The following is a 22,471-nucleotide window of genomic DNA, read 5'->3' as shown; positions in this document are numbered from 1 at the left end:
CGGGTGGCCGAAGAGCGCCGTCGGAGCGCGGGCCCCTGCCTACACTGCACAGGGCAGCGGCCGTTGGGGGAAGGGCGGAAGCATGACCGAGAACCATCCGCCGGACCCTGGAGGACCTGGAGCGCAGGAGGATCCCGGTGGGTCGGAAGGCGGCCGGGAGGCCGACGTCCTCGGCGCCCATCTGGAGTTCTTACGGACGCGGTTGGGCGGGGAGCGGTTCGAGGCACTCGTCCGAGCCGTCCAGACCACTTGCACGCTCCTGGCCGAGGAACAGCAGGTCCTCCTGGGAGGGCCGCAGGAGGGCGAGCTCACCCCCGACCTCCGGGGAGAGTACCTGTCCCTCATGGCAGTGATGATCACTGGACACCTCGACCACCACCTGGTCGAGTTCAGAACCTTCGACGGCGGCAGGGGCTGGGCGGTCGTGGAGAACGTCCGCACCCGTAACCGACACCCCGGCGGTCCCCCCGGCGGTCCCCCCGCCGCTCGCGACGCGGCGCGACACGCGTGGATCGACGGCCGCCCCGACGGCATCGCCCGCACGACCGACTCCCCATCTCCCTGACGGGACCCCCGGAGGCCTCCAGCGCGGTCAGCGCGCCCAAGTGATTGACGGTTCATCAGATACCAATGACAGTACGGCCCATGATGACCCAGGCGAAGCGTCAGCCGTACGGCTCCGGCCGACGGGCGTGGGGTGCGGCACTCGCCGTCCTCGCCATGTCCTCTCTGTACGCGGGAGCCCCGGCGCACGCCGCCGGGTCCGTCCCGTACGACGCACGGGCGGCCGAAGTGACCGTCAGCGGAACGCACTTCGTCGACGGCTACGGGCGCGAGGTGGTCCTGCGCGGGTTCAACGTCTCCGGCGAGACCAAGCTGGCCGAGAACGGCGGGCTGCCCTTCGCGAGCGTCGAGGACGCACGGAAGTCGGCACGGGCCCTGCGCGAGCTGGGCGGAGCGAACTCCGTCCGCTTCCTCCTGTCGTGGGCAGCGGCCGAGCCGGCCCGGGGGCAGGTCGACGAGGTCTACCTGAGCCGGGCGACGGCGCAGATGCGGGAGTTCCTGGCCGTCGGGCTGCGCGTGTACCCCGATTTCCACCAGGACCTCTTCTCGCGGTACGTCTTCGACAAGGACAGCTGGTACTCGGGCGACGGCGCACCGCGCTGGGTGGTCCAGGCGGGCGGCTACCCGAGGGAGTTCTGCGGGATCTGCGCCCACTGGGGCCAGAACATCACCCAGAACCAGACGGTCAAGAGCGCCATGCGCGACTTCTGGATCAACCGGAACGGCATCCAGGACGCCTTCCTAGACACCGCCCAGGCGACCATGACGTACCTCGCGGCTCATCTCGACGCCACGGAGTTCGCCGCGGTCGCCGGGTTCGACCCGTACAACGAGCCCTACGCGGGGCAGTACGCGAGCGGCGAGGACGGCGCCGCTTGGGAGCAGGGACGCCTCTGGCCGTTCTACGAGAAGTTTCGGGCGCGCATGGACGCGGCGGGCTGGCAGGGCAAACCCGCCCTCGTCGAGCCGAACATGTTCTGGAACTCCAACCTCGCCTTCATGAAGCAGACCGGTGGCCTCGGCGGCGTCGGAACCCTGGGGCCGCGGTACGTGTTCAACACGCACTTCTACGACCAGGCGCGGATGTCCGGCTTCTTCAACCTGTCCAAGGCCAAGGACGGCGCGTACACCGCGGACTTCAACTCCGTGCGCAACAAGTCCACCGCTCTCGATTCCCCGGCCATCGTCAGCGAGTTCGGCCATCCACTGACCGGCACCTCGTCCGACAAGGCCCCGTCCGTGGGCAAGGGCCAGTACCAGGCGCTCGACAGCGGACTCGGCGGCCGTGCCTGGTGGCAGAACCCGGCCGCGGCCGGACCCGTCCTGTCCGCGAACCAGTGGCAGTGGGACATCTACAGCGGCCGCCACCACGAGGCGATGAACGACAACCCGGGCAAGATCCGGACCACGGGCGACGCCTGGAACGACGAGGACCTGTCCGCCGTACGCCTCGACGACAGCGGCACCCCGGTGCTGCGTCAGGACGCGCGACTCCTGGACCGGCTGTACCCGACCGCGGTCGCCGGCCACACGCTCGCCTTCCTCTACGAGGACCGCTCGCGCGACGCCGGTACCACTGTCACCTGGAGCCAGATACCCGCCGGCATGCCGGAGTTGGCGCGCTTGACCGGCTCCGAGCTGCCGTACGGAGTACTGGTGTGGCGCGGCGGGAACGCGAGCGCGCCGACGGAACTGCACCTGCCCGCCGGCTTCGATCCCGCCACGACCACGGTCGTCTCGGACCTCGGCACGGTCACCGGCCCCGGAACCACCGGAGCCATCGCCATCGCCCCCGAGCCCGGCGGCACGAACGCCCGCCGCATCCTCCTGTCCGGCGCCGCCGAAGGCCTGCACTTCGCGCTGATCAGCGCGGCCCCGGCGACGGCCGGGCAGCGTACGGCCGTACAGCAGGAACTCGGCCGATGGGCGGCAGCGGCCGGCCTCGGATAGCCCGGGGTCACACGGTGGGGAGCGGGTTCCGGTGGTGGCGCTCGGCGCCGTCCCGGGCCGCCTCACGGACCGCCGTGCAGGCGTACGCGACCATGTCGGAGAGGCTGACGGCGTAGCCGTTCAAGGCCGCCTTGTACGTCTGCTGCACCGTGCCGCGGGAGCCGTATGCGGGGGCGGTCCCGGAGCACTCCCCTGTCCGATGAGGCAGCCCGACTCCCCTGAGGCAGCCCGACGAGCGGTCTCGGGGCGGACGCCGGCCCCGGCTTGGGGGGACGGCATCCGCCACAACGAATCGGGGCCCCGGGCCCCGGGCTCAGTCGTGCCCGGGGCCGGCGAGCCGGGCGAGGCGGGCCAGGTGTTCCGCCTGCTCGGGGCGGCGGGCCTTGAGGTAGGCGTACTGGCGCCGGGGGGTGCAGCCGCGGGAGAGTTTCACGCGGTCGGATCCCGTGGAGTAGTGGAGGTGGGATATCCCTTCGGCGAGCGCGATGCGCAGGAGCTCGTAGTAGACCAGCCCGAAGTAGACCGGGAGCTTCCCCTGCGCCTCGTAGTCGAAGCCCGCCTGCCGTGCGTACATCTCGCCGCCGTGCGTGAAGGTGAGGACGAAACCGATCAGCGCACCGTCGCGGTGGGCGGTGGTCACCCGGGCCGCACTTCGTCGTCCTCGTCGACGTAGAGAAAGGAGACCGACTCCATCCCCGTCGCCCATGCCTGCCGTTCCGCCGCCTCGACGACCGCCTCCACCGCTTCGCGCTGCCGGCGCGGGCCGAGCCCTGCGGCCACGCCTGCCTTGGTGTGGGAGGGGTTGCGGCCGCCACAGGCCAGGGCCGGCATCAATCCCGCCGCCCACAGGGCGTCGTCCCCGGTGGCCTGCCGGTACAGGAAGTCGACCACCGTGCCAGGACTGCAGAAGACGTAGGGGGTGTCCTGTTCCAGCTGGTAGGCGGGCAGGGCGCCGACCCATTCGGGTCCGTCGGCTGCGGTGAAGTAGTACGGCGCGGTGGCGGCCGTGGCCTGCGCGTGGCGGAGCCACGGGCTCGCCGAGTAGAAGCCGCGCGGTCCGAACAGCGCGTCCCAGCGCTCCGTACCGAGGTCGTCGAGGCGGGAGAGGTGGGCGAGGTCCCGGTGTGTGGTCACCTCCAGCAGCGCCGGTCCGTCGGCCCCGCGCGCCGCGCTCAGGAGGCAGCACCGAGGTGGTCGCACGGAAACGGAAAGGGGCAGACCCTGGTCCGGGCCTGCCCCCCGTAACACCGCGGTGTGCTGGTCAGTCCTTGAAGACGTCCTTGATCTTCTCCTTGGCCTGGCGGGCGTCGCCCTTGGCCTGAGTCTTCTCGTCACCGGACATGGTCATCACTCCAAGCAGTAGGAAGCGTTCCGCCACGGCGTATGCCCCGCCTCCCCCACCCAAACATCACCCAGCGTGTTTAGTTGTCCGGGATTCGGTAACACCAAGTAGCTACAGGCAGTCAGAAGCCGACGGAAGGCAGGAACATGACCCTCATCACCTTGATCATCATCGGCGCGGCCTTCGCGGTCATCGCCCTCCTCGCCCTGGCCCCCAGCGTCCCCGCACGACGCAACCCCTTCCCCGGCCGGCGGCGCCGGGGGCCGGCAGCCCATCGCCGTACCCGGACCCCTCGGCTGAACCACGTACCCCACCAGTAGCAGCTCCGGTACGGCCGCCCGGCTCCGGCGAGCGCCCTCGAACGTGGTGCCGCTCAACAGCCGCCCCCAACGAGGGATCAGGCCGCGGCGCGGTCAGCGCCGGCCTGGTTCCCGCGGTCCCCCGGGAACCGGCCGAGCGCCCACTGGACCGCGCGCAGCGACGACCAACGACCCGGGAGACCCGATGAACACGATGCGCATCACCGTCGCACCCGCCTGCGCCACGGCATCGGTCGCCGGCGCACGCAAAACCACCCGCCACTTCCTGCACGACCTCCTGCCGGTGATCGCAGCCGAAGCAGCTGACACCGTGATCCTGGTCGTCTCCGAGCTCGTCACGAACGCCCTGCGGCACGGCGGTGGCACTTGCACCCTGGACCTGACCGCGCACCCTGGCGCCGTCGAGGTCGCCGTCCACGACGACAGTCCGCGGGCCCCGCGCATGCGCTGCCCTGATCTGAACGGTGGGGCCGGAGGATTCGGCTGGCCCATGGTCAACCACCTCGCCCGCGCCACCGCCGTCACCCGCCACCCGACCGGCGGCAAGACCGTCAGCGCCCTCCTCGACCGGTAGCACCACGGCGCCGCCGTACGCGAAGCCCTGCCATCCAGGGATCGGTCACATCGGACAGCTCCCTGGATGGCACCGGGCCGGGGCGTATGCCTACGGGACACGCCAGACATTGGCGAAGGCCGCGTTCTCGATGGAACGCCGCTGTCTCACGGCTTCGAGCTCCGTCACCGCATCGCTGACGATCGCCAGCACGGTGGTCACCGCTTCGTCCTCGACGACCGGCTCGTTCGCGCGCTCGCCTCCGTCCTCGGAGCGGCTCGCCTCGATACCCACGACCGAGGCGAGGGCGACGAGAGTGGGCTCACCCGCCTCCCACCTGCTTCGGGCCCGGCGCCGAACGGGCGTCTCGGCGACTTCCAGGCGGTCGTTTCCGAAGGGCAGCAGGGCGCGCCGTCCCCGTGTCAGCTGGCCGGCCGCTTCGAGGGCGGTCTGGTAGGCCGTGGACAGCTCGCGGCCACGGCGCCACAACCAGTCTTCGACCCCCTCGTAGGGCGCCTGCCGAATGAGCGCCTCCGACGCCTCGGCCACGAGTTCGTCATGCGGCTCGCACGGACCGCCCGGCACGATGGAGTCGCCGTCCAGAGAAGCGGCCTGCACCGCGAGGAGATCGATCAGTTCGGCGCCCGCGAGCGCGAGCGACAAGTCACCCTGCCCGACGCCGACCCCGGGCCGTTCGTCCATGGCGATGAGGAACAAGTCTTTCGCCGTGCTCATGAGCGCTCCCCTCGAAACCTTCGGAAATAGGACCCCCGGTGCGGCTCCCACCCTCACACCAACGCCCGCGAGGACTCCCTCGTTCCCCTCGCACCACGGGCGCACCGGCTCCATGCTGTACTCGCTCGCCAGGTAGCGGCCGGTACCGGGACTTCCACACACCGTGGGAAGCCTGGGCAAACACCTGGATCGCCGCCTTCGACCACACCCAGCCCACCGGCAACACACTCGTGTGGCAGGCCGAACTCCTCGCCATGCTCGTCGGCATCGCCCTGCTCGTCCCTCTCGTGCAACGGCGCCGCGACCCTGAAGCCCCGTACACCGGACTCAGGCTGTCCGTTGATTCGGGCCTTCGCCCAGATCTACCCGGCCGTCGCCGTACCGGAGCGCAGGCGTAGGCGTGCGTCGCGAAGGCTGGCTGCCGGGTCGGGTCTCAGGCCCCCGGGCGCGCTTTCGACCGTCCGCCCCGCCGTCGCTGGAAACGACCGTCCGATCTACGGCTCACCTCGCCAGACGGTGCACAAACGATGCGAGAGGCGCGAGGCGGACCGTCGCAGAAATATGGAAGGGGCGAAGGAAAGCACTGAGTCGAGGAGGCACCATGAACTCGTACGGTGTCACGCCGGAGGAAACCCCATCAGGTGAAGGCTGCACCGCCGAGGCGCATCAAGAGCGGCCAGACGGTGGCCTCTGGGAGCACCCCTGGCTGTTCTTGGGATTGATAGCCTTCGGCGCAGTCCTGGTGGCGGGCTTCTTCGCAGCCCGGATCGCCGGGTTGTGATCGCGTGCGGCATCGGACTCGCTGGGCATGCCGGCGCGAATGGGCTGCCCGGGAGGCCGGGGCGCGCAAAGGCCCCTTGGTACGGCCATGACCGCTAAGGGGATTGAGGGAGCACGGCTGTTGGTCGTGGGCGCCACAGGGGCGCTCGGCCACCTCGCTGCTCAAGAGCTCCACGCCCGGGGTGCCCTCCTAGCCCTGGCAGGGAGGAATGAGCAGCGATTGGCCGCCTGCTCCGAGGCTCTCGGCGGTCCCGCTCGGTTGATCGACGCATATGACCTCGACGGCTGCGCCGCTCTCGCGCCTTGGGCCCTGCAAGAGTTGGGTGCGCTGAACGGGGTGCTCGTTTTGGTGGGGGTAGCCGGTTTCGGGCGGGCCGAGGACGTACCTGATGCGGTGGCCGAGCATGTGTTCAGCGTGAATTTCCTGTGCCCCGCAGCGGTGTTGCGCGGGGCGGTTGCCTGCGTGGCGGAGGGAGGCTTCCTGGCCGCCGCGACGGGCGCGATCGTGGACCGGCCGATGCTGGGAACGGCCGATTACGCGGCGTCCAAGACCGCTTTGAGTTGTTGGCTCGGTGTCGTGGCGCGTGAAGGGCGCGCACGGCGTCTACAGGTGCTCGATTTCCGGCTCCCGCACCTGGAAACCGGTTTCTCGGACAGGCCGGTGACAGGGAGCGCGCCTGCCCTGCCGACGGGAGCCGACCCCGGTGCGGCCGTCCATGCGATGGTCGGCCAACTCGCGGAAGCAGCCGACCGCGGAGCAAGAGCCTGAGGGCCGCGGTGAACACGCTCAGCCAGCCTGTGCCCCCGTGGGCCGAGGAGAGGAAAGGAAACGAGTTGGATCACATCGGCGCCGACCGCGAGAGTCTGCGACGACCACTCTCCTCATGGGCGGTATCGCCTGACGGCGGCCGTCTCGAAGAACGTACGTGTTCCCACCTCGCCGCGCTGCCCAGCCGGCCGGCGATACCTGTGGGAGTGTGTGCGGAGTGCCGCGAACGCGGGTGGACTTGGGCCCGGCTGCGGTGGTGTGCGACGTGCAGGCACGTTGGATGCTGCGACAGTTCGCGAGGGCGCCACGCGTACGCCCATCATGCGCAGACGGGACACCCCGTGGTCCTGTCGATGGATCCCGACGAGGCCTGGGCGTGGTGTTTCGTGGACGAGGTCTTCCTCGTTCACGTGCCCGGGGGATAGCAGTGGCCGGTTCCCCCACAGCTTTGCCGGCCGACGACCAGATCGGCTCAGGGGGGTGTGTCGCCGACGGCGCGGTGCGCCCGGATCACCTGCTCGACGTCGCCGAGCCGGTCCAGGCCCTTCACGGCTCGGGCCATGCGGGGATTGCCCTCCAGCCTTGCGCGATGCCGATTCAGAAAGGACCAGTAGCCGACGGTGAAGGGACAGGCCCGTTCGCCACTGCGGTCCGTGGGCCTGTACCGGCAGCCCTCGCACAGGTCGCTCATCCGGTGGATGTAGGCGCCGCCCGAGGTGTAGGGCTTGGTGGTCATCAGCCCGCCGTCCGCGTACTGGGACATGCCCACCACATTGGGCAGCATCACCCAGTCGTAGCCGTCCACGAAGCACCGGTGGAACCAGTCCGTCACCTCAGCCGGGTCCCAGCCCCGCTGCAGGGCGTGGCTGCCGAGGACCATCAAGCGGGGGATGTGGTGCGTCCACCCCGTATCCCGAACCTGCGCCAGCACCGTAGACAGGCAGCGGGCCCCCACCGCGTCCGCATCCAGCTCGGCGAACCATGCCGGGACCGGTGTGGTGTGGCGCAGTTCGTTGCGGTGCCGGTAGTCCTCGCCGAGGTGCCAGTAGAGGTTCCACACGTACTCGCGCCAGCCGCACACCTGCCGGATGAAGCCCTCGGCGCTGTTGAGCGGTACCAGCCCGGCCCTGAAGGCCTCCTCCGCCCGGCTCACGCACTCCCACGGGTCGAGCAGGCCGAGGTTGAGGGAGGAGGACAGCAGACTGTGGCTCATCACGGGGTCGGCGGCCAGCATGGCGTCCTCGTGCGCGCCGAAGTCGGCGAGCCGGTGGGTGACGAAGTGGTCGAGCGCGGCCAGGGCCTCGCGGCGGCTCGCGGGGAAGAGGCGGGGGCCGTCGCGCCCCACGAAGGTGATGCCCTCCTCCCGCTCCCAGCGGTCCAGGTCCCGCCGGACTCCTTCGTCGATCTCGTCCTCCCGGGGCCGGTACGGAGGCGGCGCGCCGAGCGTGGTCCGGCCGCGGGGCGGTGGCTCGCGGTTGTCGTGGTCCAAGTTCCACCGCCCGCCCGCCGGCCCGTCTCCCTCCATGAGGATGTCGTGGGTGCGTCGGGTGTGCTGGTAGAGGTTTTCCTGCAGGAGCCGCCGGCCCTGCTGCCGCGCGGCCCAGTCGGCGAACTCCCGGTGTCCGACCAGAAAGCCGCGGGCCGGGTGGACGGTGACCTGCGGGAGCGAGGTCACCAGGGCGAGGGCGGCACGGGACGTGGGGTGGTGGACGGAGACCGGTGCGTCACCGACGGCCTGCATCAGCCCTTCCCGGTAGGTCTCCGCCCTGACGTACTGGGCTCGCTCACCCAGGTCCGCGGCCCGGTGGCGCATGGCGCTGAGCACGAGATGGGCCTTGGCCCGGTGGAACCGGCGCCGCCGCAGAACGGCGCGGGATTCGATCAGCAGCCACCGGACGTTCCTCGGCGTCCCGCCGCCGGCGGTGGCGGTGAAGTGCGGGCCGAGCTGGTCTCCGAACAGCCAGTGCACTGAACTCATGCCCGCATCCAACCAACTCGGACCATGCCGACGGCGAACGACGCGACCGATCCACACCTTCGTACGCTCACGCTCACCGTCCTCTTCGCAGGCAGTCGGGTCACATCGGCGTGAGGACGGTGTCGATGATGTTGACCGTGGCGTTGGCGGTCTGGACGTCGCCACAGACGATCTTCGCCGTGCCGTTGACGGTGAAGCTCTCTCCGGATCCGGCAGTCGTCAGGGAACCGCCCTCGAGGGTCTTGAAGGAGCCCTTGGCGAGCTGGTTCGGTGTGATCTTCTCGCCCACCACGTGGTAGGTGAGGATCTTGGTCAGTTCCGCCTTGTCGGCCAGGATCTTGTCCAGGTCGGCATTCGGGATCTTCGCGAACGCCTCGTTGGTCGGAGCGAACACGGTGATGCCCTCGGCGTTGTTCAGGGTGTCGACCAGGCCGGCCTTCTTGACGGCCGTGACCAGCGTCGACAGGGCCGGGTTGTTGGACGCCGCGGTGGCCACGGGGTCCTTGGCCATGCCGGCGAGGCTGCCGGAGCCCTCCTTGGGGACCGATGCGCAGGCCGGCCCGTACGGGTCCGCCTGCTGGGAGTCGGCGAATACCGGGGTTGCCACGCCCAGAACCAGGGGGAGAGCGAACGCTGCTGCCGCGAGTGCGGCGGTGCGGCGGACGTTTTGGATAGCCATGGCTTCCTCCTCCGAAGGGATCTTCGCGCTCTGTCGTTCGCTGGGGCGGCGCCTCGCGGCGCAGAGCGCCTTCACTATGGGTTCGTCACCGGGGACAGGACCGATTGGTCCAGGAGCCCGCGGGATCTTCATCGCTCGGAAGCGGCACGGATGGGGGGGGTCCGTCACCCGTGTCGGGCCTCGGCCGCGATGGGCAGTCGCTCCGCGACCTTGTCCGCGAGCGCCTCGAACTCCGAGCGCAGGAAGGGTTCGGCGACTCTGGCAAGGCCCTTGAACCGCAGGGAGGCGGTGTAGGTGAGCCGGGTTTCGGTGGCCGATCGGGGCTCGAACTTCATGACGTCCCTGGCGACCACGGTCTTGTTCGTCCCCGCGAAAACGAGCTGGTGCGTCTCGCGGGATTCCAGGACGTAGACCAGATCAGTGGTCCGCCCGCGGAAACGAGAGGTGTTGTGCCAGGTGGCCCCGGGCCGCACCGGCCCTTCGCCGGTCCGGACGCACCGTACGGTGCCCGGGTCCCAGTCCTGGGCATGGCCGAAGTCCGCAAGGTAGGCGACAAGGTCTTCGAGCGGAACTCCGACGATGAAACTGCGCTGCACCGTGATCACTGTCTTTCGCCCCTTTCTCCCGCCTCCGTCTCTGCCGGAGCGTTTCGAGACTGCATCTACTCTTCGCTCCGCGGTCCGGCACCGGATGCATCCGGCTCGGATGGTTGCATCCTGGGGAGCGCGACGTCACGGAGAGCTGTGGGGCACGTCCGCTGAGTGATACATGTACGACCTCCGCGGCTTCCCTCGGAACCGGAGCGGTCATGTCTTGGGAACGGCGGTGTTGATGCCGGGCAATTCGGCGTAGACGGAGGCGAAGGCGGACGCCGCGGCGTCGATCGAGTAGCTCGCACGAACCGTTGCCCGAGCCCGGCGCGCCATGGCGTCGAGAACCGCAGGCTTCAGGGACAGCAGTGCCTCCAGCCCCTCAGTCAAGCCCTTGGACGAAGAGGTATCCAGGAGTAGACCGTTGACCATGTCCTCCACATAGTGAGGAATTCCGCCACGGCTCGTGGCTGCGACCGGCAGGCCCGCATCCATGGCTTCGAGCACGGCGATGCCGAACTCCTCCTTCGCGCTCGGGCAGACGTAGTAGGCCCGGCCCCTAGTTCCAGAGCGGGCCAGCGCCCGCTCCAGACGGCGGACTTCGGTGTTGGGCATCGCTGCCACCATGGCCAGCCGCGCAGACGCCGCCGGGGTCGCCGCTACGAGATCGGCGATCGCCTTCCGCACTTGGCGCTCTCCCGAATCCGCCCGATCCGCGCGAGGGGATCCGCCCACGAGCACGAGCGTCGAGCGGAGATGCAGTCCGGACTCGATCCATGCCTGCACCAACACGTGCTGCTGTTTGAGCGGGTGAAGGCGCCCCACGGTGAGCAGGATGGGCTGTCCGCGCTCGTCAGCTTCGAGCGCTGCGGGCAGTGCGGTCTCGAAGAGCCTTTCCAGCAGGCGCTCGCATCTCTGGGGTTCGTGGACGGCGGGCTGATAGGCGGTGATCCCCTCCGGTGGCGCGATCGGTCCTCGACCACCGCGTACGGCTGCGAGTTGGGGAAGGTAGCGGACCAACTCGGCTGTTCCGCCGCGGCCCGGGATGCCGATGACGGCGTCGGCGCGATCCACGAGCCTGTCGGCCGCGAAGACGCGGTGCAGGTCTTGGCGCAGGTCCTCCATTGGGGTGTCGCCGGTGACCGTTCGTCCGGCGTGCCGCTCGCTGACACGGCGGTGCGGGTCGGGTGTCGCGGTGAAGACCAGTCGGGTGCCGAGCTCGCGCGCTGCTTCGGCGACTGCCAGGGATCTGTCGTCGGCGTACCTGACATGGACAAGGTCGGGCCGCCTTCCGAGCCCTTCGAGGAGCATGCGCGTCCACCAGGTGAGCGCACTTGCGTCGCCCACTGGTCCCATCCCTGGAGTGGTAGTGGCGTGTGGGTCAGTGGGCAAGCTGAGCGTCCAGTGTCCCGGTCCCCGACCTCGCAGGAGGGTGGGCTCGGCCAGGAGCTCACGCGCATCCTTCGTCACGAGGGTGATGACGGCATCGATGCGCTCCGTCCGCGCGAGCGCATCGCCCAGGCCCGCGAGGAGGACTCCGAGACCTCCGCTGCTCCCCTCTCCCGGGGTGTCCATCTCACCGAGCAGCATCGACTGAACCACGAGCAGGCCGGCTGCGTGCGGCAGCGCAGGAGGTTCGACGAGGCGCTCGCCTGTGGCGGCCGTGAGGAGCAGCCGTTCGTAGGCCTCGGTCGCGGTATCGGGCTTCGGGAGCAGATGCCGACACGGGGGTTGGAGCGCGAGGTGGCGCCACAGGGCCAATCTGGCCGGCCTGTTGTTCAAGGGGCTTCGTCGGGCGAGGGAAGCCCACCCGGCTGCATCCATGATGTGGAGCCGACCCGCGGTGGCCAGGTCGATCAGGTGAGCCAAGGTTTCGGGGTCGGTACAGTCCAGGATTTCCCGGGTGAGTGTGCGGCGGACGGACTCGGTTCCGTGACGACGTAGCGACAGCGGCCAGGCTTCCGTGACGGTGCTGCGCAGCCGCTGGTCCGCGTTCAGGGTGGCGGCCAGGAGTTCTTCGGGGTCGACGGACCCACACAGGCGCAGGGTGCGACGCAGGAGGGCCGTCTTCCTGTCGCCGGGATCTGGCAGGGGGTCCGCCGGATGGTCGTCGTGCCACGGGCGGTACTCGGCGTTGAGGAAGGAGGCCAGTGTTCCGAATGTCGCGGGTGTCCGCGGCGCTTCTTCGGTGTCCCAGAAGCCCTGTCGGGCCACGACAAAGGGGTCGGGCCCTTCCTGCGGGGTGGTTGCGTCCATGGGGCGCTGCTCTCGCTCGGGCGGATGGTCACCGCTGATTCCGCCGCGTTCACGGCTTTGGATGCGAAGGAGGGGGCAACCAGCCACCGTGCTGCCTCCGGATGCGCGCCTCCGACCGAAGAGGGCAGGACAGTCCTCTGCCGGAAGTGAGGCCTTCGTGCCGCGTGTCACCGTGATCGCTCCACCGTTCCACTCGCACGCGGCCCCGCTGTCCGTGCTGGCGGGAGAGCTCCGTACAGCGGGGGCGGAGGTCACTTTCGCCTGCGCCGAAGCGTTCGCACCTCTGGCTGAAGCAGCGGGGGTGGATTTCACCCCGCTGACGGTCACGCGCAACGCGAACACCGGAATCGCCCGGAGCACTGTGCAGGGTCAAGCCGAGTCGCGGCGCTTGGAGGAGTTCCTCGATGCCACGCTCGCCGGGGCTGTTCCCGCGCTGCTGGTTCAGGCCCGCCATCGCAGGGTCGACATGCTCGCCGAACCAGCGCGGGTGCTGGAGGACCTGCGGTCACTGCACGCCCGGCGGCCGGCGGACTGGTACGTGGTGGACCAGCTGAGTTACTCCGTCACCCTCGCGCTGCACTGCCTGGACCTGCCGTACGCGACGTTCTGCCCGGGGCATCCCAGTTATCTGCCGGCCGCGCCGGACGCGCTGTTCGGAGTGCCGTATGCGTGGCCGCACGCTGTAAGGCCGGCGGCCGCCGGGCTGAACGCGCTGCGCCGGGAAGCACTGGTGAACGACCGCTCCTTCACCGCGCTCTTCGCACGGTTCATCTCCCTTCACGCACCGCACCGGCCGGTACCGAGGAGGGCGTTCTCGCTCTGTTCGCCCCGAGCAGTGGTTCTGCACTATCCGCGCCTGGACTGGCTCCCCCCGCGCCCCGAAGGCCCGGAGTACGTTTTCAGCGGGCACTTCACTCGCGCCGAACCGGCAGGGCCCGGTCCCTTCTGGGAGTCCGAACTGCGCAGGCTGAGGCAGGGGGGCCGACGTGTGGTGCTGGTGGCGCTGGGAACATTCCTCTCGGCCCGGCATGACGTACTGGAGGCAGTGGCCCGGGGGATCCTGGCCGAGTGCGAGGACACCTCGGTGATCCTCGCCGCCGGGGACCGTGCTGGTGCGCTGGCCTCCCTGGCCGGCCCTCGGGTCTCGGTCGCGGCGACCGTACCGCAGCAAGCGCTGCTTGCACGAGTGGATGCGATGGTCCACCACGGCGGCAACAACTCCTTCACCGAGTGCCTGGCCGCCGGCGTGCCCGCTCTCCTCCTCCCCTTCTCCAGCGACCAGTTCTCCATCGCTCACGATGCCGAAAGGGCGGGGGCGGCCCTGTGTCTCGACCCGAACGGGTTGGACGCTGGCAGGGCGGGCCGTGCCGTCGCCACGCTCCTGGACGCACCCCGGCACGCCCTCGATGAACTGTGCCGGCACGTGCGCTCACGCGGCCCCGCGCAAGCGGCCAGCAGACTGATCCATGTGATGACCTGAACCTCCCCCGGCCCGGAGACGGACGAGGAGGCCAGGACGAGTTGGCCGGAGGATTGTGGAATTCAGTACAGACCCATCCGGCGGGCGGTGTCCTCTCCGTGCTGCATCCGCTGGCGGGCGCCTTCACCGAGGGCGGTGAGCACGCCGGCGACGACGGTTTCGATGATGGCGAGGGTGGGGACGAGGCTGTCGTAGGGGGAGGGTGCGGCGACCTGGCTCGGCAGGACCACCTGTGCGTGGGGGGCCGCGGGTGAAAGCCATACGTCGGTGAACAGGATGACCTTGCCGCCCTGTTCCTGGACGAGTTCGGCCATGGAGACCTTGTCCGGCTCGTAGCGCCGGTAGTCGAACAGGACGAAGACATCACGTCGGTTCACCGCTGCGAGCTGCGCGGTCCGTTCGACGTCCCGGTCCGGCAGGAAGCGGACGTCGTCGCGTACCTGCATGAGGTGCAGACCGAGGTATTGGGCGAAGAGGTTCGTGAACCGACCGCCGGCCAGGGTGATGCGGCGTTTACCGTCGGAGAGCAGTGCGATCGCGTGTTCGAGATCGTGCGGGGGCAGTTCGGCGAGGGTCTGGGCCACAGCGGCGCTGAAGACGTTGCTACCGCGCTGGAGGAGGGAGAGGTCCTCGATTCCGCCTTGGCTGCGGCCGTAGTCGGTTGCCTCGTAGAGGGAGAGGGGAGAGGCGTTGCGTTCGTCGAGCTCCGCGCGGAGAGCGGTCTGGAAATCGGGGAAGCCGCGGTAGCCGAGCCGGTTGATGAAGCGCAGGACGGTCGGGGTACTGACGGCGGCGCGTTCCGCGAGGACGGCCATGGTTTCGAAACCGGCTGCGGGATAGCCGGCGAGTAGCACGCGTGCGACCTTGCGTTCGGCAGGGCTGGCGTCGCCCAGCTTGAGGCGGATCTCGTCGGCGAGCGTGCCAGGGGCCATGCGCTGGGTCTTCCTTCGTATGCGTGGGTGCTGGGGTGGGTCGAGGTCGAGCTTAGTGTCGAGCGTGAGCAGGTGAGGCCGGCCGGCACCGCAGGATTCCGGCCGGCCCCTGTCGACCGGAGTGCGTCAGGGCAGAGTCACTCCGGAGCGACGGCTATCCGCAGGCCGGTGACGGTGTGCGCGGTTGCGCCGTCGCTGGTCCAGGCGGTGAATCCGGGTTGCTTGGTGAAGGTGACGGTGAATCGGGGGCCGCTCTCGAAGGTGCCGGCCGTGGTGGTGCGCTGGGTCGTGGTGGCCAGGGCGCGGGCGGTGTTCAGGAAGGAGTAGGGGACGCCCGCGGGGTTGGCCGGGGAGTAGAAGACGTCCGAGTTGGCGGGTATCGGTGAGGCTGTCAGCGGTATCAGGGGCCGCTTGCCGCTGGCGGGCTGGATGTGCCAGCGGTGGGGGTCGTAGCGGTCGCCGTTGGAGAGGTAGGTGTAGCGGGCGCCTGTCAGGGCCCATCCGGCCTGTGGGTTCTTGTGGGTTCGGGCTTGCCGGAGGTCGAGGATGGCGACGCCTTGCGGGCCCAGGACGCGCAGTCGCTCGCGGGGGGTGCTGGGATCGTCGACGACGAGTGCGGTGTTCTCTTCCAGTGCGTACACGCGGTCGTGTCCCGTGTCGGCGGCGAGTCGCAGGGCCCTGCCTTCGCGTCCGTTCGTACCGGTGTGGGTGTCGATGAGTCCTGAGCGGAGGAAGCCGAAGCCGCCTTCGGGGAGGTATCCGAGCCGGGCCGGGTCCTCGAAGTAGCCCGGGCTGCTGCCGTCGCGCAGTCCTTCGTAGGAGTCTCCTCCGGTGACCATGTCGGCTCCGGCCGCGATCTGCGCTCCGGCGCTGGATCCGGATACGACCGCCCCGGCGGCGAGCTTCGCCCTCATGGCGGCGAGCACCTTCGAGTCGGTGTGTGCGGAGCCGTGGAGCAGGGTGGTGACGTAGCGGAACTGGTCGCCGCCGCCGAAGAAGAAGCCGGTCATGGAGTTGACCTGCCGCACGACCTCGTCGGAGTCGGCATTGGTGATGTGGTCGAGGTCGATGGGGATCCACTGGGCGTCGGCGGCACCGTGGTGCTTGAAGAGTCCGGCGTAGTAGGCGCCGTTGCAGGCGGAGTTGCTGCAGTTCTCCGGGTCGCCCGCCTCGGGGTCCTGGCTGGCGGGGATCGAGGCGGCGGTGAGGACACCGATGCGCGCTTTTGCTCCACCTGCGCGCTTGATGATCTCGCCGTAGACCTGCGTGTTGTCGGCTTTGAGGCCGCCGCCGATCAGGACGAGCGAGCCGCGGCCGCCGGCCGGCGCGGCGGTGTGGGCGTGGGCGGCCGGGGCGAGGGTGAGTCCGAGAAGGAGAGCGGTGCTGCCCGCCAGTGCGGTACGGCGGGCTCCGGTCGGGACGGGCATGGGGATGCCTCCAGTAGGTGGGATCGGGTGGTGGCCGGGACCGCAGCGGCGGGTGGCTGCTGCGGTCCCGGCGCGGGCCGGCAGCCCGGTGCGTGGTGGGAGGGGCTGCCGGGGCTGGGTCCCGTACCGGGCAATGGCGCGATCAAACCGGTACGGGACGTCGGGGGGTGTCAGCCGGTGCGGCTGTCGCCGAGGTCGGCGATCAGGGAGGCCAGGAGAGCGACGCGGGCCGGGACGGTGGAGGTGTCCAGCCATTCCTCCGGGGCGTGGTCGGCGCCGCCGACCGGGCCGAGGCCGTCCAGGGTGGGCACGCCGAGACCCGCGATGAAGTTGGCGTCCCCGACGCCCCCGGTCGCCGCGCCCGACAGGCTGATTCCCAAGCCTGCGGCTATGCGTCTGGCCTGGTCGAACATGCGGCGTGAGGCGGGTGTGTCCTCCATGGGCGGGCACAGGTCCAGCTGCTCGACGGTCGCCGTGGTGCCGGAGACGGCGGGCCGTGCGGCTGCGGACTCGATCGCACGGTGGGCCGCTGCGAGTCCGGCGGCGGTGGCCGAGCGGACCTCGACGCGCAGCTCGGCTTCCGGGCAGACGATGTTGGTGCGGCTGCCGGCCCGTACGACACCGACGTTGACGGTGACGTCGTCCCAGTGGCCGTTGAGGGACTGCAGGGCCACGACCAGGTGGGCGGCGGTCAAGGCGGCGTTCGCTCCGCGCTCCGGCTCGATGCCGGCGTGCGCTGCCCGGCCGGTGACGCTCACCCGGAAGTCGGCGACACCTTTGCGGGCGATGACCAGGTCGCCGTTCTCCCGGGCACACTCCAGGGCCAGCGCGTAGTGGACTCCACGGGCCGCTGCTTCGGTCACGGGGCGGCTCGCCGGCGAGCCGATCTCCTCGTCCGGGGTGGCGAGGAAGACGAGTTCGGCGTACTGCCCTGCCCGAGTCTCTTCCAGGATCTCGAGAGCGGTGATTCCGGCCAGCAGGCCGGCCTTGTCATCGCTGACACCGGGGCCGCGCGCCGTGTGGCCGTCGAGGTGGAAAGGCCTCGCTGCGGCGGTTCCGTCGTCGAAGACGGTGTCGAGGTGCGCGACGAGCAGGAGGCACCGTCCGCCCTGCTCGACCGGAAGGTCGCCCAGCTTGCGGGCGAGGATCACATCGCCGACGGGGTGCCCGTGGGTGGGGTCGGGAGCGACGCGCTCCACGTCGAATCCGAGCCGCATGAGCCGGTTCTGGGTCCAGTCGGCCATCCGGTTCACGCCGGCCGGGCTGTAGGAGCCCGAGTCGATGGCGACCAGGCCGGCGAGGTCGGCGAGGTAGCCTTCCAGGCGCGCTTCGGCGTACGGAAGCAGCGTGTTGGTGTGCAGCTGCTCCCGTGAGGGGGCGGTCACAGGACCTTCGAGAGGAACGCGCGGGTGCGTTCCTCTCGGGGTTCGACAAGGACCTGGCGCGGGTCACCGGATTCGACGACGACGCCGTCGTCCATGAAGACGGCGGTGTCACCGACCTCGCGGGCAAAGCCGATCTCGTGGGTGACCACGACCATGGTCATGCCGTCTGCCGCGAGCCGGCGCATCACGTCCAGGACGTCTCCGACCAATTCCGGGTCGAGGGCGGAGGTGGGTTCGTCGAAGAGCATGAGTTTGGGTTTCATCGCCAGGGCTCGCGCGATGGCGACGCGCTGCTGCTGCCCGCCTGAGAGCTGGGCCGGGTAGTGGCCGGCCCGGTCCCCGAGGCCCACCTGTTCCAGCAGATGGTGGGCCTCGTCCCTGGCCTGCGACGTGGCGGTCTTGCAGACGTTGACGGGGGCTTCCATGACGTTGTCCAGCGCGGTCATGTGCGGGAAGAGGTTGAAGCGCTGGAAGACCATGCCGATGTCGCGTCGCCTCGCGGCGACTTCCTTCTCGCGCAGTTCGTGGAGCCGCGATCCGCTCTGGCGGTAGCCGACCAGATCGCCGTCGACCGCGAGCTTCCCGCCGTCGACGCGGTCGAGGTGGTTGATGCAGCGCAGGAACGTCGACTTGCCTGAGCCGGAGGGGCCCAGCAGGCAGCACACCTGGCCGCGTTCGACGGTCAGGTCGATGCCTTTGAGGACTTCGAGTTTCCCGAAGTGCTTGCGCACGCCTTGGGCGCGGACCATGGGAACGTTCACGCGGCCGCCTCCTTGGTGTTCTTCTTCGTGCGGGCGGGCTCGGCCGGTGCGCCGGCGAACATGCGGCGGAGAGGTGAGATGTGGCCGCCGCGGTCGGAGCCGCGGCCGTAGCGGCGCTCCAGCCATGCCTGCGGGATGCCGAGCAGGGTGACCAGTCCCAGGTACCAGAGGCTGGCGACGACGAGCATGGGGATGACCTGGTAGTTCTGCGCGTACACGTCCTGGATGTTGGACATCAGGTCGTGCGCCGAGATGATCGACACCAGGGCGGTCATCTTCAGCATGTTGATCGTCTCGTTGCCCATCGGCGGGATGATCACCCGCATGGCCTGGGGCAGCACGATCCTGCGCATGGTCTGGGCGGGCCGCATGCCGAGGGAGTGCGCCGCTTCGGTTTGGCCGGGGTCCACCGACTGGATGCCGGCCCGGACGATCTCCGAGGCGTACGCGGCCTCGTTGAGGCCGAGGGCCAGCAGGGCTGCGATGGCCGGGGTGAGGAGGGAGTTCGTCTCGACCTGGAAGAAGGTGACGCTGGTGAACGGGATGCCGATCTTCACGTACTGGTAGAGGGCGGCGGCGTATCCCCAGAAGATGATCTGGACCAGCAGGGGGGTGCCGCGGAAGAACCAGACGAACAGTGAGGACATGCCGTAGAGAACCGGGTTGGACGACAGCCGCATCACTGCGACCAGCGTGCCGAGGACGAGTCCGAGGGCCATGGCGGCCACGGTGAGCCACAGGGTGGTGACGAGTCCGGAGAAGATCAGGTCGGCGAAGAGGAAGCGGCCGATGATCTCCCAGTGGAGATTGCCGTTCTTCGCCAGTGATCCGGCGACACCGACGAGTGCGGTGATGGCCGCAACAGCGGCGATCCAGCGGCCGTAATGGCGCAGCGGCACGACGGTGAGCTGCTCGGGGGCCGGGCGGTCGATGTCCGCCGGGGCTGTGGTGGTCGTCATTTCTAGTCCACCGCCGCGTTCTTGGTGGCCTCCTTGACGGCGATGGATGCGACACCGTACTTGTCGAAGATCTTGGTGACGGTTCCGTCGTCGATCAGAGCCTGCAAGGCCTTGTGGATCGCGTCGCTGAGCCGGGGCAGCTTCTTGGAGACCGCGATGCCGTTCGGCGAGGCCCCGTAGCCGCCCGATGCGGCCGGGTCATCCACGACCTGGAAGGCATTGCCACCGTCGGCGGTCTTGGCGGTCCAGCCCGCGGCGGGCTTGGTCTGCACCTGGGCGACGACCTTGCCGGAGCGCAGGGCGAGCTGCGCGTCGGAGTCCTTGGGGAAGGTCTGGATGTCGATCTCGCTCTTACCGTCGGCCTTGCACTTGGCCTGGTGTTCCTTGAGGAGGTCGAGCTGATTGGTCGCCGCCTGCACCGCAACCTTCTTGCCGCACAGGTCGTCGAGGGTGGTGATCTTCTCGGGGTTGCCCTTGACCACCATGATCCCGGAACCGGAGACCGAGTAGTCGACGAAGTCGACGACCGCCTGGCGCTCCTTGTTGTCCGTCATCGCCGACATCGCCGCGTCGAACTTTCCGGCCTGGATGGCCGGCACGATCCCGTCGAACTTCTGGGGCGCGAAGGCGAACGTCACACCCAGCTTGGCCCCCAGCGCCTGCCCCAGGTCGTAGTCGAGGCCGGTGAGCTCCGGCTTGCCCTCGGCCACGAACATCTCGAACGGCGCGTACGGCACGTCCGTGGCCACGCGGACGGTGCCCGCCTTCTTGATCGCGTCGGGCAGTGCCTCGTGCAGCGCAGTGTCCTTCGTGACCGCTACCCCGGCGATGGTGGCCGGCTGTCCGCCGGTGGCCTCGGCGGTGTCGGCAGCGGGGTCCGAACAAGAAGTGAGCGTGGCCAGCGCGGTCGCGGCCGTCAGCGCCGTGATCAGGTTTCGGGACAGACGGGTGTTCATCAGGCGTATGCCTCTCCGGTCTTCGGGGCCGACGGGGTGTTCGCCGTCGACTACAACACGGAAATTACAGAATCGCTCGCCTGATGGCTAGATGTATCGCTCCTTACATTGCGGTAACGGGCACCCCTTCTGCCACGAGACCACGCAGCGCGGGCCGTTGAACTGACCAAATCACCCACTCCTCCGAAGGGAAGGGTGATTCACGCTCTACATCTACCGTTCATTCGGCTCGGCTTGTAAGTTCCGCTACTGCATCCCCCTACAGGACGGCGCACCTCCCACAAGCGCCGCTCAGGGCGTCGCCACGCCCTGCCCCCTGCAGATTCACCAACCCCTCCCCCACCCCTTGGAGAAGCCATGGGCACACGGTTCAGGCACGCCTCGCCGGCCTCGACTGCCGTAGCACTGCTCACACTTGCCGCCACGCTCACTTCGACCTCCAGCGCGCAGGCTGCCGCCACACGGGTCCGCTTGGGCAGCGGCTCGGACGTCAGCCGCACGTCATGGCAGGGCCCTGCCTTCACCATGAACGGCGACGGCAAGATCATCCCTGGCTCCATGTCCGCTGCCATCGACGCCGTCCGCGGCGGCACCGGAAGCCTGGACGTCGTCGTCCTGGCCGGCTCCGCCCCCACCTCGGGCAGCACCACCCCCGAATGCGATGCCGCGATGGCGCTACCCGGCGTCAACTCCTGTACGACCTGGACCCTGACCGCCGCCGCGGACGGCAACAACAGCCAGGTCAACACCGATATCCGCAACGCCGAGTTCGTCTACTTCGCCGGCGGCGACCAGTGCCGCTACGCCGCCTGGAAGGGCAGCGCGCTGGAGGCGTCCGTCGAGTCCGTCGTGGCCAAGGGCGGCGGCTCGGGCGGCGGCAGCGCCGGCCACCACATCAACAGCCCCGTCGTCTACGACGCCTGCAAGGGCAGCGTCACCAGCGCGGAAGCCCTCGCCAACCCGTACGACAGCTACATCACCTTCACCACCGGCATGTTCGACTGGGCGAACTACGGCGGCGTCATCAACGACTCCCACTTCACCACCCGCGACCGGATGGGCCGCACCATGGCCTTCGTCGCCCGCGCCATCAAGGACGGCCGGACCTCCGGAGGCAAAGCCTGGGGCGTAGGAGTCGAAGAAGGCAGCTCACTGCTCCTCGACAAGAACGGAACAGCCACCCTCTACGGCAAGGAGGCCTACGTCGTCCTGGGCGACCACCAGCCGGAGCAGGCTGCGTCCGGCAAGCCCCTGACCTTCTCGAACTACAAGATCTGGCGCCTGGGACCCGGGCAGACCTACGACTTCAGGAACCGCCCCACCTGCGGCTACTACCTCCGCAGCGTCACGAACGGAGTCGCCGACCCCAACCTGTACACCGGCACACCGCAGACCGGCTGCACCCCACCCGGAGGCGCGAACACCCTGGCGGAAACCGAAACGAACGACACCCGCGCCACCGCTGACGACGCCGGCGCCCTGACCTACCCCGCCTCACTCACCGGCAGCATGAAGTCGACCACCGATCGCGACTACTTCCGCGTCTCCTTCTCGGCCGGCGAGCGGGTCGCCATCCAGTGCACCATTCCGGACGGAGCCTATGACGCCGACCTCTACCTGCTCGACTCGGGCGGGAGCACCATCGACCGGTCCGTGAACGATGGAGTGGGCATGGACGAGTCCCTCACCTTCACCCGAACCGCCGCCGGAAGCGGCACCTACTACCTCGAGCTCGACGCATACCAAAGCTCGGGCAGCTCTCCGTACACCTGCACCCTGACGAAGAGCTGAGACATGGCGGGTGCCGGAGCCTTCCCTCTCCGGTTCCGGCATCCGCCGCCTGCCCGAGCCCGTGGTGGGCGGCTCTGCACATCGGCTCCGCCACACCAGAAGGCGGGGAAGGCGCGACCCCGAAATTGTGCATAAACGGTGCAAGTCGCCCGTCGACTCGGGCTGCGGATACGTTCGGCTGGACCGGCCACCTCGCCGGAGGTGTCGCTCACCCGAAACGATCCGAAGGAGCCTTCGAGAAGTGAAGCATCCCGTCCACACCAG

At 69.3% G+C, this 22,471-nt stretch carries 23 protein-coding genes and 1 pseudogene; 10 read left to right on the top strand and 14 right to left on the bottom strand.

The genetic code is table 11. From position 1 onward, the window contains the following. Positions 1-82 precede the first annotated feature (82 nt). On the top strand, positions 83-565 hold the full coding sequence (locus OG276_RS34975; RefSeq protein ID WP_266911667.1) for a hypothetical protein: 483 nt from the start codon (positions 83-85) through the stop codon (positions 563-565). Positions 566-720: 155 nt separating this feature from the next. Next, positions 721-2,514 (top strand): cellulase family glycosylhydrolase, encoded by a 1,794-nt coding sequence (locus OG276_RS34970; RefSeq protein ID WP_266913378.1) that lies wholly within the window; start codon positions 721-723, stop codon positions 2,512-2,514. A gap of 7 nt (positions 2,515-2,521) precedes the next feature. On the opposite strand, the gene OG276_RS34965 is transcribed toward OG276_RS34970, so the two are convergent. From OG276_RS34965 to OG276_RS34955, 3 genes are all read right to left on the bottom strand, one after another. After that, complete coding sequence (locus OG276_RS34965) at positions 2,522-2,662, bottom strand: hypothetical protein (RefSeq protein ID WP_266911665.1); 141 nt, start codon at positions 2,660-2,662, stop codon at positions 2,522-2,524. A 165-nt stretch (positions 2,663-2,827) separates the two neighbouring features. After that, entirely contained in the window at positions 2,828-3,154 is a 327-nt protein-coding gene (locus OG276_RS34960) for a GNAT family N-acetyltransferase (RefSeq protein WP_266911663.1), read from the bottom strand. Beyond that, on the bottom strand, positions 3,151-3,714 hold the full coding sequence (locus OG276_RS34955; protein WP_266911661.1) for a hypothetical protein: 564 nt from the start codon (positions 3,712-3,714) through the stop codon (positions 3,151-3,153). The genes OG276_RS34960 and OG276_RS34955 overlap by 4 nt, the downstream gene beginning before the upstream one ends. Before the next feature lie 288 nt (positions 3,715-4,002). On the opposite strand from OG276_RS34955, the gene OG276_RS34950 reads away from it, so the two are divergent. Both OG276_RS34950 and OG276_RS34945 read left to right on the top strand, forming a co-directional pair. Beyond that, on the top strand, positions 4,003-4,176 hold the full coding sequence (locus OG276_RS34950; protein WP_266911659.1) for a hypothetical protein: 174 nt from the start codon (positions 4,003-4,005) through the stop codon (positions 4,174-4,176). A 184-nt stretch (positions 4,177-4,360) separates the two neighbouring features. After that, positions 4,361-4,750 carry an ATP-binding protein gene (locus OG276_RS34945; RefSeq protein ID WP_266911657.1) on the top strand — a complete coding sequence of 130 codons (390 nt, stop codon included), beginning with the start codon at positions 4,361-4,363 and terminating at the stop codon, positions 4,748-4,750. A 90-nt stretch (positions 4,751-4,840) separates the two neighbouring features. Here OG276_RS34945 and OG276_RS34940 read toward each other — a convergent pair whose 3' ends face one another. Beyond that, complete coding sequence (locus OG276_RS34940; RefSeq protein ID WP_266911655.1) at positions 4,841-5,464, bottom strand: GPP34 family phosphoprotein; 624 nt, start codon at positions 5,462-5,464, stop codon at positions 4,841-4,843. Between the two features lie 137 nt (positions 5,465-5,601). Between OG276_RS34940 and OG276_RS34935 the strand changes: the two are divergent. The 4 genes and pseudogenes from OG276_RS34935 to OG276_RS34920 all read left to right on the top strand — a co-directional run. Further along, positions 5,602-5,784, top strand: a pseudogene (locus OG276_RS34935) (hypothetical protein); the annotation flags it as partial. A 281-nt stretch (positions 5,785-6,065) separates the two neighbouring features. After that, positions 6,066-6,245: a hypothetical protein gene (locus OG276_RS34930; protein ID WP_266911653.1), complete on the top strand. Its 180-nt coding sequence runs from the start codon at positions 6,066-6,068 to the stop codon at positions 6,243-6,245. Positions 6,246-6,272: 27 nt separating this feature from the next. After that, positions 6,273-7,013 (top strand): SDR family oxidoreductase, encoded by a 741-nt coding sequence (locus tag OG276_RS34925; RefSeq protein ID WP_323182393.1) that lies wholly within the window; start codon positions 6,273-6,275, stop codon positions 7,011-7,013. A gap of 194 nt (positions 7,014-7,207) precedes the next feature. Beyond that, positions 7,208-7,438, top strand: a complete 231-nt coding sequence (locus tag OG276_RS34920) for a UBP-type zinc finger domain-containing protein (RefSeq protein ID WP_323182418.1) — start codon at positions 7,208-7,210, stop codon at positions 7,436-7,438. 47 nt (positions 7,439-7,485) lie between these two features. Here OG276_RS34920 and OG276_RS34915 read toward each other — a convergent pair whose 3' ends face one another. The 4 genes from OG276_RS34915 to OG276_RS34900 form a co-directional block, all read right to left on the bottom strand. Then, positions 7,486-8,991 (bottom strand): cryptochrome/photolyase family protein, encoded by a 1,506-nt coding sequence (locus OG276_RS34915; RefSeq protein WP_266911649.1) that lies wholly within the window; start codon positions 8,989-8,991, stop codon positions 7,486-7,488. Between the two features lie 100 nt (positions 8,992-9,091). Next, complete coding sequence (locus OG276_RS34910) at positions 9,092-9,670, bottom strand: fasciclin domain-containing protein (RefSeq protein WP_266911647.1); 579 nt, start codon at positions 9,668-9,670, stop codon at positions 9,092-9,094. A 164-nt stretch (positions 9,671-9,834) separates the two neighbouring features. Next, a complete protein-coding gene (locus tag OG276_RS34905; RefSeq protein WP_323182392.1) occupies positions 9,835-10,266 on the bottom strand; it encodes an SRPBCC family protein in 432 nt (143 codons plus the stop codon). 210 nt (positions 10,267-10,476) lie between these two features. Further along, positions 10,477-12,516 (bottom strand): glycosyltransferase, encoded by a 2,040-nt coding sequence (locus OG276_RS34900; RefSeq protein ID WP_266911644.1) that lies wholly within the window; start codon positions 12,514-12,516, stop codon positions 10,477-10,479. A gap of 157 nt (positions 12,517-12,673) precedes the next feature. Between OG276_RS34900 and OG276_RS34895 the strand changes: the two genes are divergently transcribed. After that, positions 12,674-13,996: a glycosyltransferase gene (locus OG276_RS34895; protein WP_266911642.1), complete on the top strand. Its 1,323-nt coding sequence runs from the start codon at positions 12,674-12,676 to the stop codon at positions 13,994-13,996. A gap of 62 nt (positions 13,997-14,058) precedes the next feature. Here OG276_RS34895 and OG276_RS34890 read toward each other — a convergent pair whose 3' ends face one another. From OG276_RS34890 to OG276_RS34865, 6 genes are all read right to left on the bottom strand, one after another. Further along, a complete protein-coding gene (locus OG276_RS34890; protein ID WP_266911640.1) occupies positions 14,059-14,928 on the bottom strand; it encodes a MurR/RpiR family transcriptional regulator in 870 nt (289 codons plus the stop codon). A gap of 137 nt (positions 14,929-15,065) precedes the next feature. Beyond that, positions 15,066-16,355: a cyanophycinase gene (locus OG276_RS34885; protein WP_266911638.1), complete on the bottom strand. Its 1,290-nt coding sequence runs from the start codon at positions 16,353-16,355 to the stop codon at positions 15,066-15,068. Between the two features lie 170 nt (positions 16,356-16,525). Beyond that, complete coding sequence (locus OG276_RS34880) at positions 16,526-17,740, bottom strand: M20 family metallopeptidase (protein ID WP_266911636.1); 1,215 nt, start codon at positions 17,738-17,740, stop codon at positions 16,526-16,528. After that, positions 17,737-18,489: an amino acid ABC transporter ATP-binding protein gene (locus tag OG276_RS34875; RefSeq protein WP_266913374.1), complete on the bottom strand. Its 753-nt coding sequence runs from the start codon at positions 18,487-18,489 to the stop codon at positions 17,737-17,739. The genes OG276_RS34880 and OG276_RS34875 overlap by 4 nt, the downstream gene beginning before the upstream one ends. A gap of 8 nt (positions 18,490-18,497) precedes the next feature. Continuing rightward, positions 18,498-19,460 carry an amino acid ABC transporter permease gene (locus OG276_RS34870; RefSeq protein ID WP_266911634.1) on the bottom strand — a complete coding sequence of 321 codons (963 nt, stop codon included), beginning with the start codon at positions 19,458-19,460 and terminating at the stop codon, positions 18,498-18,500. A 2-nt stretch (positions 19,461-19,462) separates the two neighbouring features. After that, positions 19,463-20,416 carry an ABC transporter substrate-binding protein gene (locus OG276_RS34865; RefSeq protein WP_266911632.1) on the bottom strand — a complete coding sequence of 318 codons (954 nt, stop codon included), beginning with the start codon at positions 20,414-20,416 and terminating at the stop codon, positions 19,463-19,465. A gap of 558 nt (positions 20,417-20,974) precedes the next feature. Between OG276_RS34865 and OG276_RS34860 the strand changes: the two genes are divergently transcribed. Then, positions 20,975-22,207, top strand: a complete 1,233-nt coding sequence (locus tag OG276_RS34860) for a pre-peptidase C-terminal domain-containing protein (protein WP_266911630.1) — start codon at positions 20,975-20,977, stop codon at positions 22,205-22,207. The last annotated feature ends 264 nt before the right edge of the window (positions 22,208-22,471 follow it).

This window comes from Streptomyces sp. NBC_00086 (assembly GCF_026343255.1).
Lineage (GTDB): Bacteria > Actinomycetota > Actinomycetes > Streptomycetales > Streptomycetaceae > Streptomyces.
This window is presented reverse-complemented; position numbering and strand designations above follow the sequence as displayed.

Coding starts and splice junctions, on each gene's coding strand:
- OG276_RS34950 (WP_266911659.1), top strand. CDS start 4,003: ATGACCCTCATCACCTTGATCATCATCGGCGCGGCCTTCGCGGTCATC.
- OG276_RS34870 (WP_266911634.1), bottom strand. CDS start 19,460: ATGACGACCACCACAGCCCCGGCGGACATCGACCGCCCGGCCCCCGAG.
- OG276_RS34885 (WP_266911638.1), bottom strand. CDS start 16,355: ATGCCCGTCCCGACCGGAGCCCGCCGTACCGCACTGGCGGGCAGCACC.
- OG276_RS34915 (WP_266911649.1), bottom strand. CDS start 8,991: ATGAGTTCAGTGCACTGGCTGTTCGGAGACCAGCTCGGCCCGCACTTC.
- OG276_RS34925 (WP_323182393.1), top strand. CDS start 6,273: ATGCCGGCGCGAATGGGCTGCCCGGGAGGCCGGGGCGCGCAAAGGCCC.
- OG276_RS34910 (WP_266911647.1), bottom strand. CDS start 9,670: ATGGCTATCCAAAACGTCCGCCGCACCGCCGCACTCGCGGCAGCAGCG.
- OG276_RS34865 (WP_266911632.1), bottom strand. CDS start 20,416: ATGAACACCCGTCTGTCCCGAAACCTGATCACGGCGCTGACGGCCGCG.
- OG276_RS34890 (WP_266911640.1), bottom strand. CDS start 14,928: ATGGCCCCTGGCACGCTCGCCGACGAGATCCGCCTCAAGCTGGGCGAC.
- OG276_RS34900 (WP_266911644.1), bottom strand. CDS start 12,516: ATGGACGCAACCACCCCGCAGGAAGGGCCCGACCCCTTTGTCGTGGCC.
- OG276_RS34975 (WP_266911667.1), top strand. CDS start 83: ATGACCGAGAACCATCCGCCGGACCCTGGAGGACCTGGAGCGCAGGAG.
- OG276_RS34945 (WP_266911657.1), top strand. CDS start 4,361: ATGAACACGATGCGCATCACCGTCGCACCCGCCTGCGCCACGGCATCG.
- OG276_RS34930 (WP_266911653.1), top strand. CDS start 6,066: ATGAACTCGTACGGTGTCACGCCGGAGGAAACCCCATCAGGTGAAGGC.
- OG276_RS34860 (WP_266911630.1), top strand. CDS start 20,975: ATGTCCGCTGCCATCGACGCCGTCCGCGGCGGCACCGGAAGCCTGGAC.
- OG276_RS34940 (WP_266911655.1), bottom strand. CDS start 5,464: ATGAGCACGGCGAAAGACTTGTTCCTCATCGCCATGGACGAACGGCCC.
- OG276_RS34970 (WP_266913378.1), top strand. CDS start 721: ATGTCCTCTCTGTACGCGGGAGCCCCGGCGCACGCCGCCGGGTCCGTC.
- OG276_RS34875 (WP_266913374.1), bottom strand. CDS start 18,489: ATGGTCCGCGCCCAAGGCGTGCGCAAGCACTTCGGGAAACTCGAAGTC.